The 14,042-nt window shown below is 47.1% G+C and carries 12 protein-coding genes and 1 other RNA gene; 4 read left to right on the plus strand and 9 right to left on the minus strand.

Annotation, left to right across the window (positions count from 1 at the left end):
• Positions 1 to 39: 39 nt before the first annotated feature.
• Positions 40 to 134, minus strand: an RNA gene (ffs, locus tag DESPODRAFT_RS18975) — signal recognition particle sRNA small type.
• A gap of 196 nt (positions 135 to 330) precedes the next feature.
• Between ffs and DESPODRAFT_RS02440 the strand changes: the two genes are divergently transcribed.
• Both DESPODRAFT_RS02440 and DESPODRAFT_RS02445 read left to right on the plus strand, forming a co-directional pair.
• Positions 331 to 636: an STAS domain-containing protein gene (locus tag DESPODRAFT_RS02440; protein WP_004071099.1), complete on the plus strand. Its 306-nt coding sequence runs from the start codon at positions 331 to 333 to the stop codon at positions 634 to 636.
• Between the two features lie 24 nt (positions 637 to 660).
• Positions 661 to 1,020: a hypothetical protein gene (locus DESPODRAFT_RS02445; protein ID WP_004071100.1), complete on the plus strand. Its 360-nt coding sequence runs from the start codon at positions 661 to 663 to the stop codon at positions 1,018 to 1,020.
• Between the two features lie 24 nt (positions 1,021 to 1,044).
• Here the strand turns inward: DESPODRAFT_RS02445 and DESPODRAFT_RS19830 are convergent, their stop codons facing one another.
• Positions 1,045 to 1,182, minus strand: a complete 138-nt coding sequence (locus tag DESPODRAFT_RS19830; RefSeq protein ID WP_157488393.1) for a hypothetical protein — start codon at positions 1,180 to 1,182, stop codon at positions 1,045 to 1,047.
• 92 nt (positions 1,183 to 1,274) lie between these two features.
• Between DESPODRAFT_RS19830 and DESPODRAFT_RS02450 the strand changes: the two genes are divergently transcribed.
• Positions 1,275 to 3,200 carry an oxidoreductase gene (locus DESPODRAFT_RS02450; RefSeq protein ID WP_004071102.1) on the plus strand — a complete coding sequence of 642 codons (1,926 nt, stop codon included), beginning with the start codon at positions 1,275 to 1,277 and terminating at the stop codon, positions 3,198 to 3,200.
• Positions 3,201 to 3,239: 39 nt separating this feature from the next.
• Here DESPODRAFT_RS02450 and DESPODRAFT_RS02455 read toward each other — a convergent pair whose 3' ends face one another.
• On the minus strand, positions 3,240 to 4,457 hold the full coding sequence (locus DESPODRAFT_RS02455) for a cation diffusion facilitator family transporter (protein ID WP_004071103.1): 1,218 nt from the start codon (positions 4,455 to 4,457) through the stop codon (positions 3,240 to 3,242).
• Between the two features lie 274 nt (positions 4,458 to 4,731).
• On the opposite strand from DESPODRAFT_RS02455, the gene DESPODRAFT_RS02460 reads away from it, so the two are divergent.
• On the plus strand, positions 4,732 to 6,063 hold the full coding sequence (locus tag DESPODRAFT_RS02460; RefSeq protein ID WP_004071104.1) for a CDP-alcohol phosphatidyltransferase family protein: 1,332 nt from the start codon (positions 4,732 to 4,734) through the stop codon (positions 6,061 to 6,063).
• An 8-nt stretch (positions 6,064 to 6,071) separates the two neighbouring features.
• On the opposite strand, the gene DESPODRAFT_RS02465 is transcribed toward DESPODRAFT_RS02460, so the two are convergent.
• The 6 genes from DESPODRAFT_RS02465 to rnk form a co-directional block, all read right to left on the minus strand.
• Entirely contained in the window at positions 6,072 to 7,886 is a 1,815-nt protein-coding gene (locus DESPODRAFT_RS02465) for a YgiQ family radical SAM protein (protein ID WP_004071105.1), read from the minus strand.
• Between the two features lie 2 nt (positions 7,887 to 7,888).
• The gene (locus DESPODRAFT_RS02470; RefSeq protein WP_052314656.1) at positions 7,889 to 9,304 is read right to left on the minus strand and encodes an MFS transporter; all 1,416 of its coding nucleotides are present in this window, start codon (positions 9,302 to 9,304) and stop codon (positions 7,889 to 7,891) included.
• Between the two features lie 192 nt (positions 9,305 to 9,496).
• The gene (locus DESPODRAFT_RS02475; RefSeq protein ID WP_004071107.1) at positions 9,497 to 10,261 is read right to left on the minus strand and encodes an OmpA/MotB family protein; all 765 of its coding nucleotides are present in this window, start codon (positions 10,259 to 10,261) and stop codon (positions 9,497 to 9,499) included.
• A 13-nt stretch (positions 10,262 to 10,274) separates the two neighbouring features.
• Positions 10,275 to 11,105, minus strand: a complete 831-nt coding sequence (locus DESPODRAFT_RS02480) for a motility protein A (protein WP_004071108.1) — start codon at positions 11,103 to 11,105, stop codon at positions 10,275 to 10,277.
• 330 nt (positions 11,106 to 11,435) lie between these two features.
• Positions 11,436 to 13,364 carry a bifunctional acetyl-CoA hydrolase/transferase family protein/GNAT family N-acetyltransferase gene (locus tag DESPODRAFT_RS02490; protein ID WP_004071109.1) on the minus strand — a complete coding sequence of 643 codons (1,929 nt, stop codon included), beginning with the start codon at positions 13,362 to 13,364 and terminating at the stop codon, positions 11,436 to 11,438.
• Between the two features lie 214 nt (positions 13,365 to 13,578).
• Positions 13,579 to 13,992 (minus strand): nucleoside diphosphate kinase regulator, encoded by a 414-nt coding sequence (gene rnk, locus DESPODRAFT_RS02495; protein ID WP_004071110.1) that lies wholly within the window; start codon positions 13,990 to 13,992, stop codon positions 13,579 to 13,581.
• Positions 13,993 to 14,042: the final 50 nt, after the last annotated feature.

Here is a 14,042-nt window from a genome sequence, read left to right on the forward strand (position 1 = left end):
AAGAAAACCCGGCTGACCAAATAGGACGGATAATTGCGTGACCGGGATCGATCCACGACACTGAAGGTATCACTTATCGCTGCTTCCTTCCGGACCTGACGAGGTTCATGGCCTTCGGTTACGAGGCGACCGATCAGAATTATCCGCCCGACTTGATCAGTCGGGAAGTTTTATTTTATACGTGGTTTTAAATTAAAATTCAAGGTGAAAATAAATGTGAAATTTTTAATTGGTTTTAAATTTGAAGATAATTTTTGGATTTGAACAAAAATAGATTTTAAGTTAGTATGTAAATTTAAGTCAACTTCGTCATTTTAAAAGGAGAGAAAGATGAGTGAAATAGTCAATAGCGCGGACCAGACTATAGTGAAGCCCGGCGAAGATGTGGTGGCGTCCATGGCTGAAGCTTTTAAGGGGGAACTGCTTTCCGCCGTCGATTCCTCCCAGGGTACTTTGGTTATTGATCTTGACGGCGTGAACATGGTCGATTCCGTTGGTATTGGCGTGATTATTGCTGCCCATAATTCCCTGAGCCATTCCAATCGTAAGTTAAAGGTCATCAATGTTGCACAGGATATTTACGGTCTATTTTCAACCATGAGGCTGAACCGCCGTTTTACCGTGGAAGCGGCTTAATAGTCTCAAAGGCAGGATAGCTCAATGCGTTTTTTTTTGATCCCTTTTCTGGTTTCTCTCATGGCTGTATTGACTGCCTGTAACAGCGAGGACGACAATTACTCCGGTGTCGGTAAGCTCATCGCTGATAGAAATAAGATGCGCTATCAGCTGGCTGAAGAAACAGGAAACAATAAAGGCAAAACAGAAGCATCGAATCAAAGCATTGATTCTGTCTCCAAAGATGCTTCAGAGAGGCTTGCCCGTAAAAAAGAATTATTAACGAACGGATTGGATGAAAAACAAATCGTTATCGTTGACTCCTCCTCCGGAGAACCCCTTGGTCAAGGGGTTGCTTATGTAAACCAAAAAGGCGAAATTATAAAAATTAAATTATCCAATTAATAAATGCGGATGTTTCTGTATTGGTCAGACCTGCGTCAGCTTCTTTCCGAGGTTTTCGATTCCGGTGTTGGCTTCACAACTGCTTTCAACAATTTTTTTTTCAAACATGTCAAGGTCTTCGATGGCTATCCCCAGATCATTGAGCCGGTGTTCCTTATTCACGCCGTTGGTATAAATTCTCTTGTTTTGAACCTAAATGTCTGACATTAAATAGGGGCCGGATTTTAACCGTCTCAAATCATAGGAGTGTGCTTATGCTGTCAGAACTTTTCAGTCCCATCCGAATCCAGCACATGGAAGTGAAAAATCGGCTGCTTATGTCGGCCATGAGTATTAATTTCGGCGTGGATGAGAATTGCCATGTCACGGACCAGCTTACGGAATACTTCGCGACCCGGGCCAAAGGCGGTGTCGGCATGATACTTGTGGGCGGTGGCGGGGTTCACCCCAGCGGCCAGGAACTGCCGGATCTTCCCCAGATGTATGAAGATTCTTGTATTCCTTCCCTGAAAAGAATGGTGAACCGGATTAAGGAATATGATGTCTGTTTCGGGGTTCAGTTGCTTCACGGCGGCCGGCAGTCCTATCTGCCGGAAAAAGTGGCACCTTCGGCTATACCGGCGCCTGCCGTGGTTAAGGGCCCCGTTCGTGCCCTGGAAATAGAGGAGATAAAAAACCTTGCCATTTGCTTTGGACAGGCGGCCCGGCGGTGTCGGGAGGCCGGGTTTGATTTTATAGAATTGCACGGTGCCCATGGATATCTGATCAACCAGTTCCTGGCACCAAATTCCAATATCCGCACCGATCAATATGGCGGCAGTTTCGAGAATCGCACCCGATTTTTGTTTGAGGTGATTGATGCGGTAAAGCATACCGCAGGTAAGGACTATCCTGTGGGAATCCGCATCAATGGCAACGATTATATTGAAAACGGGTGGGAACTTAAAGATACCCTGCGCATTGCCCCCCTCTTGGAAAAGGCCGGGGTGGCCTATATCCATGTGTCCGGCGGTGTTTATGGATCCACGGAGTTGACTATCCCGTCCATGTATACGCCCCAGGGGTGTTTTATTCATATGGCTGAGGCGGTCAAGCAGGTGGTCAATGTGCCTGTAATCACCGTAGGACGGATCAAGGACCCTGAGATGGCCAATGCCGTCATCAGGGATGGGAAAGCGGATATGGTGGCATTGGGACGTTCCATTATTGCAGATCCGGAATATCCGAATAAGGCCAAATCCGGAAAAGCCTCCCTTATCCGGCCCTGTGTGGGGTGCTGCCTGGGGTGTATCCATGCCGTGCTTGCCAAGGAACCAGGTTCCTGTGTGGTCAATCCCGATGTGGGTCGGGAATATAAACTGGCCCAAGAAAAGGCACCGGAAAAAAGTCAGAAAATTCTTGTGGCCGGGGCCGGGCCTTCCGGGCTTGCTGCCGCAAGGATGTTTGCCCAAAGGGGGCATGAGGTGAAAATATTGGAAAAAGGTTCCGAGCAGGGCGGTTTGTTGGCCCTGGCTGCCACTGCACCCGGCAGGGAGGAGTTGGGCGATATTTTACGGTTTTTTAGAAATGAGCTTGAGCGTCTTGGTGTGGCCGTGGATTACAATACTCCGTTGTCATCGGAAGTTCTTAACTTCTTTGATCCTGATCATGTGATTCTGGCCACGGGTTCCATGCCGGATATGCCCGTGATCAAGGGGCTGTTTAAAAGCAAGATGAAGCTTATCACCAGTGTGGATGTCTTCACCGATGCACACGCTGCCGGTGACAGGGTGATTGTGCTCGGCGGCGGGTTCACCGGACTGATCACGGCCCATAAATTGGGCGATATGGGAAAAGAGGTAGTGGTCCTGAACCGCAAAAAAAGTTTTGCCGAAGAGATGTCCTCCAATGACCGGTATTATCTGCGTGAACGCCTGAAGGCCTGCGGCGTAGTTTTATATAAGATGGTGACGGTTAAATCCTTTACCGATCATGGCGTAAGCTTTACATCCAAGGGAGAACCCGTAACCCTTGAAGGGTTTGATACTGTTGTCATTTCGGAAAAACATCAGCCGGTCAGGGATGCCAAACACTTGGAAAAACAAAGCCGGGCAAAATTCCATATGATCGGAGATGCCAAAACACCCAGGCATTTAATGTTTTGCGTTGCCGAGGCTGAAGAAGCGGGCCGGTCGATATGATTATTAATCATGGGCTGACCTGTTTTTTTTCACCGTGCTTCAGCCCATGGCTGTTATTTCCTGCACCGCGCCACTCAGGTTTTTGGATGAAATCTGCCTGATTTTTATCCCTGCGCTGGACAACACATATCCCGGGCCTTTGTGGGAAACATCCTCTTTGATTCCCGCATGGGTGATTTTTTGATCAACCAGCCACTCTGCCACACGGATTCCCTTTGCCGTGGAAACGGTGCAATAAGGATTGTGCATGAACTTTTGTGAATCAATGGTATGATTATCTGTGCGAAGGTGGAGTACGACAAAATACGGGGCTTCTCCGAAATGGGCGCTGATATGACCGCTTTTATCCGACAGGGGCAACGCCCAAATATCATGGGTCCGAACTTTGGGTTCATAATGAATGGTTATTTTCTCGATATTCGGAATCTGAGCTATAATCCGATTTTCGATTGCCTCACTGATTTTGTGTGCCGCTTCAAGATCGCTGATATTTAAAATGATCTCTGCCTGGATAAACCGATATCGCCCGGCATTGCGTCCGATCAGAGATTTGATCTCATCCACAGCCGGTTCTTCACGGATCAGGCTGCGTATTTTTTCCAGGGTGGGAAAATCAATAGATGCATCCAGAAGGACCCGCATGCCGTCAGACAAAAGGGCCCCTCCGGTTTTTGCAATGAAAAGAATAATCAATGCTGCGCCAAGTCGGTCAATGGATATTCCCATAATCTCGGTCTGCAGATCAAAATAGCTGAACAGGACAGATACCAGGACCACAATGGATGACAGGACATCCACCTGGCGATGGCGGCCTTCAGCAATAAGGACCGGAGACCGGGTCTTTTTTCCGACGCGGAGGGCATATTGTCCAAACAGGAATATTGAAAGGCTGCTGCCGGCCAAAAGATAAATGGAAATCGGCGTGATTTTCACAAGGCTGTCGCTCGCAGAGAAGATCTGTTTAACGATTTCATAGCCGGCAATAAAAATAAAAAGGGAAATGGCTACCGAAGCTACATTTTCGAGTTTGTAAAGCCCAAGGGGAAAGGACCGGGTTTTGCGGGTAGAGAGCTTGATGCCGCCGTAAATAACCAAAGATGCCACGGCATCTGTTCCAGAATCAATGGCACTGGCTGTAATGGCTAAGCTACCGGTAAGAATAGCAAGGGGTACCTTTACAAGCGTTAAAATTAGGTTCAGTAAAAATGCCAGGCCTGCAATTTTAAATATTTGACGAGTTTCTAAGGTTTTATCCATGACTGGTTCTATGTTTACAGCGTCTCAATCAGTTTTGTACCTTTATGCTATCATTAATATTGCGTAAAAGCCAAAATTAAAAATCAGGGCGCCCGATAATAGCCAAACCTGCTGTCCTATGGAATTTATGGATGATGCTTTTCTTAAGATATACCTCCGGTGGATTTAATTGGAAATCAAACGTATTTTTTATTTCCAGGATAGAGTGAAGATGATAAATTGCATCGCAATGATATCTCACCCGCAATTTTTTAACTGATATTAAGGCCGAATCATGGAACGAATTCTGATTATCATGGCATCCGGTGCTTTGGGCTCCCTGTTTTTTTTCTGGTTTTCCCATAGCGTGAAGAAAAAGGCGTCCGTCAGGCAGTTTATTGAATCCCATTTGTGGCTGATGCATCCCAACGCCATCTGCTACTGGCGTACAGGTCTTGCTTTCTTGGGTTTCTTTTTCTATTTTTTTTCGCCCTATCAATCTTTGGCCATCTTTATTTTCACATTTGCTGCTATTCTTGACGGGGTTGACGGGGTTGTGGCAAGGGGGTGCAATCTGGTGTCCCGGTTGGGAGAGTGGCTGGACCCCATGTGCGACAAACTCACCTATCTGCCCCCCCTGGTGGGATTTGCTTATACGCCCAATTCATTCACAGGCGTGCCTATTCTTTCCCCTAAATTGATCTGGATTCTTGTGGCGATTGAACTGGTGGGACAATTTTTTGTCCGCAGGATGCTGGCCTGGCTCAAGGTGTCCGGGGCGGCCAACAACTTCGGGAAAATCAAGGCCATTATCTGCTTTGCCCTGGTGATTCTTTGCGCCCTGATGGATGCCAATCCCGGAATGCTGAACATTGGTGACGGGGTCCTTTGGTCCTGCATCGTACTTTCTGCGGCATCCATGATTTTTAAATTTGTTCCCAATCGGCTTTATGCCGATATTCTGTCCATGCTCAATTTCATGTGCGGTGTCACCAGCCTGATTCTGACCTATCATCATTTTTATGCCTGGGCCATCTGCGTCATCATTATGGGCCAGCTTTTTGACCTGTTTGACGGGCGCATGGCACTCAAACACGGGGGTACCAAGTACGGTCCCTGGTTGGACGATATTGCTGATTTTGTCAGCTTCGGCCTGGCCCCGGCCTATATGGTGATCATGAGGGGCGGAACCTTTGCCCTGTTTTTTGCCGTGATTTATGTGGTGGGTGTCGCATTCCGTCTGGTGCGCTTTGTCACCAAGGATAAAGGCCGCACGGATCTGCCGGCCGGTATTTTTAACGGATTTCCAAGTCCGGCCGGCGCCCTGATCGTTTTAGGGACCTCCCTTGTGTCCGGTCCCATACTGCTCTGGTTTTTTACTGCGGTGTCCACGGTCTTGATGGTCAGCAATATCCGGTTTGCCCATTTGGGCCGGGTGATTCTCAAACAGATCCCCAAACCCATTTTTTTCCTGATTTCTGCGACCATAATTGTGATTTTAGCCTATATCCTAAAAACTAAAAATACCCAGATATTTGGATATCTTATTCTGGCGTCCGTGGTTTTTTATCTGGCCGCCGGCAGGATTTGGGCGCAAAAGACCAATGTCCCGGGTACGCCCGGATAACCAAAATATTATTTTTTTCGGTGAAGGCGCTTTTTGGGCTGCTTGGAAAATTTGCTTAATTCCCGGTTCTGGCGCGATGGGGCTTTGGTTCCGTGTTCTTTTTTCCGGGTGACGATTTGTTTTTGCTTCTCTTTTGCCTGGGGATCTTTTTCCACAAACACGGGCACCATGGCAAACGGATCCATACCGGTATAATACATCAAGGTGGAAAAGGTGGATGGTGTGGGCGTAAATATCTGGACCTGTTCCGGTGTTATGTGAAGCTGGTTTCGGGTAAATTCCTTAAGTTCATTCATTTCCCTTATGGAGCATCCGGGGTGGGCTGCTATCAGGTAATAGGTGAGGTATTGCTTTTTATTGAGCATTTTGCAGATGCTGTCAAACCGGTGTTTGAATGCAACAAGGCTCTCCACGCCCGGTTTCCCCATAAGCGCCAGCACGCGGGGCACACAATGCTCCGGTGCCAGTTTCATCTGACCGGAAACATGGGCGTCGATTACCTGTTTTAAGTATGCCTGGCCTTTTTGTTCGTCCATAAGGATCAGGTCGTGGCGAATGCCTGAGTTGAGAAACACCTTTTTGACGCCGGCAATGCGGCTGATTTCTTTGAGCAACGCCATCTGGGGGCCGTGATCCGGTGAAAGGGATGGGCAGGGTGTGGGGAACAGGCAGCGTCGGTGGGAACAGGCGCCTTTTTTTAATTTTTTTTCACACTCAAACCCGTACATGTTCGCGGTGGGACCACCCAGGTCAAATATATATCCTTTAAACTCTTTGTCCCGGGTCATTTTTTTTGCTTCGGCAATGATGGAATCCTTGCTGCGCCATCTGACCGTTCGACCCTGGTGGACGGTGATTGCGCAGAAATTGCACTCTCCGTAGCAGCCGTAATGGGTGGGAATGGAAAACCGGATGGTATCCATGGCCCGGACATGGCCCAAGGCCTGGTAATAGGGGTGAACATCTCGTTTAAAATTCAGATCGTGGATTTCATCCATCTCTTGGGTGGAGCTGAAAGGTGCCGGCGGGTTCAGAACAAGAAACCGGTCCCCATGGGCCTGACTTAAGGGTTGGGCAAGCATGGGGTCGGTATTGTCGTAAAAGGTTTTAAAACTTTGGAGATAAAGGCTTTTATCCCTGATGACCGCTTCATAGGAAGGCAGTGCTATGCCCTTGGGTGTTTTAGCGATATATCCCAGACCCCGAATCTGTGTGACAGGGTCTTGTGTCTCTTCCGGCATTGCTACTTGCCTGTTGTCTGTTTTCAGCTTGTCATCCAGGGCCCGGGCAAGTGCCACGATACCGGCATGGGCCATGCCGAACAAAAGATAATCTGCCTTGGCATCAAACAGGATGGACCGTCGTATTTTATTGGACCAGAAATCATAGTGGGCAATACGCCGCAGGCTTGCTTCAATACCGCCCAGTACAATGGGTACGGTTGGTTTAAAAAAGCGTCGCACAAGATTGGTGTATACAATGACTGCCCGGTCAGGCCGGCGGTTATTTTCGGAGCCAGGCGTGTAGTCATCTTGTTTGCGCCGTTTTTTTGATGCCGTGTAATTGGCCACCATGGAATCCACGGCTCCGCCGGTGATGCCCCAGAAGAGACGGGGTTCCCCCAGACGGGAGATATCCCTGTCGCTGTCCGTGTCCGGTTGGGCAATGATGCCCACGGTAAAGCCCTTTGATTCCAGAACCCGGCCGATCAGGCTGACCCCAATGAACGGGGAGTCGATGTATGTATCGCCGGTGACAAGAATCACGTCAAGCCGATCAACGCCTCGGTCCTCAAGTTCTTTTCGGGTGGTGGGTAAAAACATAATCAGCGTTTTCGCTTCGGCCCCGGTGTCTGTTCCATCCGGGCCATTGAGAAAATAATTCCCACCAGACTGAGCAGGGCGAAAATGATAAAGGCCGTGTGCATGGTGTTGAGAAAAGCCGGGGCTGTGGCCGTGCTGACTTCAGCATCACCCATGAACATACTTAACAGCAAGGTAGTGATGGTCATGGCCGTGAGCATGCCGATGCTGCGCATGGTGGCCACAAGGCTGGAGGCAATGCCGTAATGTATTGACCTCACAGATCCCATGACCGTGGTCATGTTGGGTGTGGAAAATGCAGCAAATCCCAGACCCATGATAACCAGCACCACCACCACCTGCCGGATTCCTGCATCCTGTTCGAGAAAGGCTGCACACCCAAGCCCTGCGGCGCAGATGACCATACCGGCCGTGGATAATTTGGCCGGTGAAATCTTGTCTGAAAGCGTGCCTGACAAAGGTGACAGAACCGCTTGAATTATTGGTTGGACAACGAGCACAAAACCTGTAGCCTGGGCAGACATGCCTTTGACCACTTGAAGGTATAAAGAGAAAAAAAATGTGAGCCCAAAAGAGGCGGCATAGTTGATCCCTGTGGCAATGTTGCTGAAGGCCAGGACCCGGTTTCCCAACAGCAGGCGGATATCCAGGATGGGAGAGGGGTGCCTGTATTCAAAGATTGCAAAACCCGCCATACACAAGATACCTGCCGCCATCAGGCCTGGTGCCCAGGCATCGCTTTTAAGGTGGGATACCCCGACGATCAGACAAGAGATCGCTGCCATATAAATGAGGCTGCCCACCCGGTCAAAGGATTCGCCTTCAGCACCTTTCCATTCCCCCTTAAGCCGGGTCAGGGTCAAAATCAGGGCTGCCATGGCAAGGGGTACAGAAGCAAAAAAAATCCACTGCCAGCCCAGCCATGCGATCATGAATCCGGCCAGGGATGGACCGGCGGACAGTCCTAAATAGACACAGGCCACAATAATACCCATGGCTTTGCCTCGTTTTTCCGTTGGTACCACAGAAGAAAGAATGGCCACGGAAGTGGAGACCGTACACGACACGCCAATGCCCTGCAGAAAACGAATGGCAATGAAAATGCCGATGGAGGGAGAAAAGGGCAGCAGGATCGTGGCAAGGGCAAACAAGCCCACGCCTGACACAAATATTTTTTTTCTTCCGGTGATGTCGGCCAGGCGGCCGACGGGAAGAAGAAACAGGGTGACGGCCAGCATATAAACCATTTCCACCAGGGCCAGAGAAACTGCACTGGCACCGTAAAACCGGCCAATGGTGGGAAGGGCCACGCCAACCGCAGACATCATGAACGGTGCCAGAAACTGGACTACGGAGACAATAAATATGGTGTGGCTGGTGGAGATTCGGGGTCCGGGCCTGTTTTTGCTGCTGTTAATGTCTCCCTCCCGGTACTGTCAATGTTATTGATTTATCAATTATTGATCCGTCAATATAAGAAACGGGCTCAGGAAGTCAAGGACGTATGACTCCCCACAGCAATTCTAATTTTTTTCTCGCACAAAGCCTCAAAGGCACAAAGGGTCATAAAATCAAATAAACGCTTTGTGTCTTTGGTGCGAGTTTTTTAACTAAAAAGATTCATAATAATTTTGCGATTTTTTCGCTTCCCTGACCAGGGAGATTTCTACACGCCGGTTGGCTTCCCTGCCCAGAAAATGGGTGTTGTCCCCAATGGGCCGGTACTGGCCAAATCCTTCGATATTGATTCGTTCCGGGGCCACCCGGCAGTCAATTAAGAATTCGGCAACACTCATGGCTCTTGCAGCCGACAGCTCCCAGTTGGAGGGGAACTGGGCAGTATGAATGGGGGTATTGTCCGTATGACCGGCAACAATGATTCTGTATCCGGGTTCCGTGATAAAAAATACGGCCATATCCTTTAATGCCGGTTTGATATAGTCCAGCAGTTTGGCCTGGCCGGAAAGAAAACTGATCTCTTCGCCCAGGGTCAGAACGAGCCTGTTATTTGCGACTTTAATCGAGTAATTTGAAATATCGGATTTTTCCATGACCTGGTGCAGCCGGTCTTCAATGGTCAGAAGATCCAGTTCGGATTCGTGAGCTTTTTTCGCTGGTTTGGCCGGTGCCTTAACGGTCTCAACGGTCTGGGCTGCCAGGCTGGGATCATGTTTAGTTTCTACGGCTTGGAGCTTATGTGTCTGGTTGCTGTAAAGCATGATAAAAAAAGCCAGGACCAGGGTCATGATATCCAGCATGGTCCACAGACTGGAATCTTCGGGTTCATCTCCCTCCAGAAGGCTTTGGCGTTTCAATCGCAGCCGTTTTAATTCCGAGATTTCAAGCTCAGATATGAGATTTTCCGGTATTATCATGGATATCAGCCTGTCATGGGTTCTTGTTTTTTAGGATGGGTTGAAGCCGGGGCAGTCTCATGGGGGGTGCCTGGGATTTTGTCTCCACGGTCCAGTCCTCCTGGAAATAATCGCCAATACAGTATCTTAAACGATACCCGATGGCCTTGGCATTGGTTTTGTCCGCAATATCCAGAATCCCTTCAATGATCAATGCCAGTTCCATGGCGTCATGTTTGGTTTTTTCAGCCAGTTTCTTTGCAATGGGAAGAAAAATGACGTTGGCATACAGCAATCCGTAAAATGTGGTTAAAAGTGCTGTGGCCACACCTTTTCCGATCAGTTCCGGTGAGCCCATATTGCTCAGTACGTTGATCAGGCCGATGATGGTGCCCACAAAACCGAACACCGGCATCAGCTTGATAAAGGTATTGATCAAATCAGCCTGGGAGCGCCGGGCCTGCAGGAAATTGTCGTATCTTCGCTCAAGGGTTTTAAAAATCGTATATCTGTCAAACCCGTCCGCAATCATTTCAATGCCCATTTTCAGGAATGGATTGTCAATGTTTTTGGATTTTTCATCCAGTACAAGTTTTCCGTCCCGCCGCCGGATGGCTGCCAGCACTTCAATCTGTTTTATGAGTCCGTTCAGATCGGTCTTCTCTCCGGAAAATGCTTTGCGGACATTGAGGAAGAGATCTGAAAACAGCCGCAAGGGATACGACACCAGGGCGCAGAAAAATGCCCCGCTAAGGATGATCAAGTTGCTTTTAATATTCAAAACAATGGACGATAGTTCGGATACGGTTCCTGACAGCAGTATAAAAATGATAATACCTGCGGCCGGAAAAATTTTCTGGAGCATGGGTTTCTCCCTGTCAAATAGTAAAAAACAGCCTGCACAACTATATTACAAGCATAAACCATCAAGCATAAACCATGCCTTTCAAAATTATATTAAATTTTACAACATGTTAACGATTTTCAGACAAAGAGAGAGGAATAATTTTCCCGTTCAGGCAACTGTTTTCTTCCGAGAGGTGCATTCCCATTTTTACATTTCGACAGAAGAAACAAAAAAAATAGTGTTTGGACCCAAAGCGATCCATCTGCGGCGTTGCATAAAAATTTGCATCTGAGCAAATTTGGGTCCAAACACAGATTTTGGTTCAGGTACAAATCAAGAATTTAAAATTTAACCCATAGATAGAATGGCGTCGCCCAGGGCTTTGCCGCCGTCATCGTCATCTTGTTTAGGTTCATTGAACATACAGGTTAAAATAAGCACGTCTTCATTTCTTTCAGTTGTGACTTTATATGGCTGTTTGTGAAAAAGCCTGATCATACTTTTGTTATGCGGAGCAATATAGGCGATCAGTCCTTTAATACCGTTGTCAATGGCCGCCTGATTGATTTTTTTCTGTAAGATAGAGGCAATTCCCATGCCCTGGTATTCTTTTGATACGGAATAGGCAACTTCAGCCATGTTAATGATGGTGTTTCTGAAATATTCGCCCACGGCAATAACTTTTTCAAATCCCAGTTCGCCTATCGTAGCCACGATGGTCTGGTCATTGATATAATCAATGTCATAGGTGGTTTCAATTTGATCATAGGCAAAACTTTTTTTCTCATGAAAGAATCTGGAAATGATATCTCCACGATTCATGGTGTAATAATGCTCCTGGATAAAGCGCTCATCCACCGGCTTTGCCGGTCTGAAGGTAATGGGAATATTTTTTATAATAATGGTTTCCTCATATTTAAACGGATAGACTCCTTTATTGGCCTGATTAAATTTGCGTTTACTGTCAACCAGACCCATTTCTTTGGCTTTGGCAAACAATTCATCCCTGAAATCCGGATGGGCAATGGAGACTAAAGCCATAACCCGTTCCTGAAGTGTTTTGCCAAAAAGATTCACCAGCCCGTATTCTGTAGCCACAAACTGGACATCTCCCCTTGGCACCACCACGGCGTGTTCTGTTAAAAGGGGCACTATCCGGCTTTTTTGCCCTTGATCCATGGTAGATGTCATCACAAAGATGGATTTTCCTTCTTCGGACATAGCTGCCCCACGGGTGAAATCAAGCAGACCATTAATCCCTGTGTAATTATTCAACGGCAGGGCATCGGCTGCGACCTGGCCGCTAAGATCAATAGCCATGGCTGTGTTCAGGGTTACCATTTTATTGTGGCGACCGATGATTCCCGGATTATTGATATAATCTGAGGGGTAAAATTCAATGGAGGGATTATCGTCAAGAAATTCATAAAGCTGAGTGGAGCCTACGGCTGCGCCGGCAACAAGCTTTCCGTTATTAAATCCTTTCTTTTTATTCGTAATCACCCCCATGGAGAAAAGGTGCATGATTGCATCTGACAGATATTGTGAATGAACCCCAATATCATTTTTATTTGACAGAGCCATTTTAATTATTTCAGTAGTTAAGCCAAGACTTGTCTGGATGGTTGAACCGTCTTTGATGAGACGTGAAATAAGTTTGGCAATAGCAATGCCTGACTCATGTTCAGGGATCGGTTGGATGGTTAAAAGCGGGTCCTCATGTTCCACAATAAAATCAACATCGTTAACATGGATAAAGCTTCTGCCCAGAACCCGGGGCATTTTGGGGTTAATCTGGCATATGACAATATCAGCAGTTTCGCAGGCCGAAAGATTAATGTCCACGGAAATCCCAAGACTCATCCATCCAAAGTCATCAGGCGGCGTGGCCTGGATCAGGGCCGCATTCAACGGCATGAGTCCGGATTTGAACAGGTGCGGGATCTGGGATAGGTTTATAGGCGTAATAAACCGTTGATTTTTTTTTATAATGTTGCAACCGCAGGAACCTAAATAAAAGGACCTGATTTTGAACTGATGTGATGGGGACTCATTAGCGATAAGCGTCAACGGTCCATTTTCAATGCTGAGCAGACGCACGATTTCAAGATCGGTGAATCTTGTGGAGATTTCGGATAACTCTTGAACAAGGTGCTGGGGTTCAGCACAGGATGAGCCTATAAAGATGCGTTGACCAGGCCGGATATGTTTCAGGGCCTCTTGGGCACTGCAACGTTTATCTATGTAGGAATCTGCCCAGTAAGTGGATTTTGTCATTATCAACCTCCTCCGTGTTTATTGTCTGTTTGAAAACGGTTTTTATATTCCTTAGACACAATGATCAAGTTTTTGTTAATTTGCCCAACTTCGGCGTTGGAAAAAATTTGAACAAATTCCCTAAAAACTTGATCATTGTGTTAGCTTTTTTTTTAATCAGAATCACTTTGGAGGTTCCTGCCGTGTTTTGATCCCGGTTTATGGACCCTCTTGATCACAAATTGAACTGTCCGCAGGTTTCAGGTTGGTAATGAATCTGTATGAATTTCATTTTTTTTAGCCCGGAGGGGGCAACCCATTCTATGAACTCCCCCACTTTATGCCCAAGGATTGCAACACCTATGGGAGCCAGGATCGAAATTTTGTTCCCTTTGATATCTGCATCCTCCGGAAAAACCAAAGTATAAGTCTTTTTCTCATTAGTGACCTCATTTTCAACTGTGAAGGTCGAATTCATTGTAATAATATTATTCGGAATAAATTCAGGTGGCACAACAATACAATTGGATATCTTTTTTTGCAAAAGCTCTAAGTTTTTTTCATCAAAACCGCTACGGTGCCAGCACATATCCAAAAGGCTTTCCAGACGATCTAAATCAAACTCCGTTATCAATAGTTCTTTTTCCATGTCAATTTCCTTGCATTATACGCTATTTTTTAAGTAACTAAAAAGGTTTT

Origin of the sequence: Desulfobacter postgatei 2ac9 (genome assembly GCF_000233695.2) — a bacterium.
GTDB lineage: Bacteria > Desulfobacterota > Desulfobacteria > Desulfobacterales > Desulfobacteraceae > Desulfobacter > Desulfobacter postgatei.

Coding starts and splice junctions, on each gene's coding strand:
- DESPODRAFT_RS02480 (WP_004071108.1), bottom strand. CDS start 11,105: ATGCTCCAGAAAATTTTTCCGGCCGCAGGTATTATCATTTTTATACTG.
- DESPODRAFT_RS02445 (WP_004071100.1), top strand. CDS start 661: ATGCGTTTTTTTTTGATCCCTTTTCTGGTTTCTCTCATGGCTGTATTG.
- DESPODRAFT_RS02475 (WP_004071107.1), bottom strand. CDS start 10,261: ATGATAATACCGGAAAATCTCATATCTGAGCTTGAAATCTCGGAATTA.
- DESPODRAFT_RS02455 (WP_004071103.1), bottom strand. CDS start 4,457: ATGGATAAAACCTTAGAAACTCGTCAAATATTTAAAATTGCAGGCCTG.
- rnk (WP_004071110.1), bottom strand. CDS start 13,992: ATGGAAAAAGAACTATTGATAACGGAGTTTGATTTAGATCGTCTGGAA.
- DESPODRAFT_RS02440 (WP_004071099.1), top strand. CDS start 331: ATGAGTGAAATAGTCAATAGCGCGGACCAGACTATAGTGAAGCCCGGC.
- DESPODRAFT_RS02460 (WP_004071104.1), top strand. CDS start 4,732: ATGGAACGAATTCTGATTATCATGGCATCCGGTGCTTTGGGCTCCCTG.
- DESPODRAFT_RS02490 (WP_004071109.1), bottom strand. CDS start 13,364: ATGACAAAATCCACTTACTGGGCAGATTCCTACATAGATAAACGTTGC.
- DESPODRAFT_RS02450 (WP_004071102.1), top strand. CDS start 1,275: ATGCTGTCAGAACTTTTCAGTCCCATCCGAATCCAGCACATGGAAGTG.
- DESPODRAFT_RS02465 (WP_004071105.1), bottom strand. CDS start 7,886: ATGTTTTTACCCACCACCCGAAAAGAACTTGAGGACCGAGGCGTTGAT.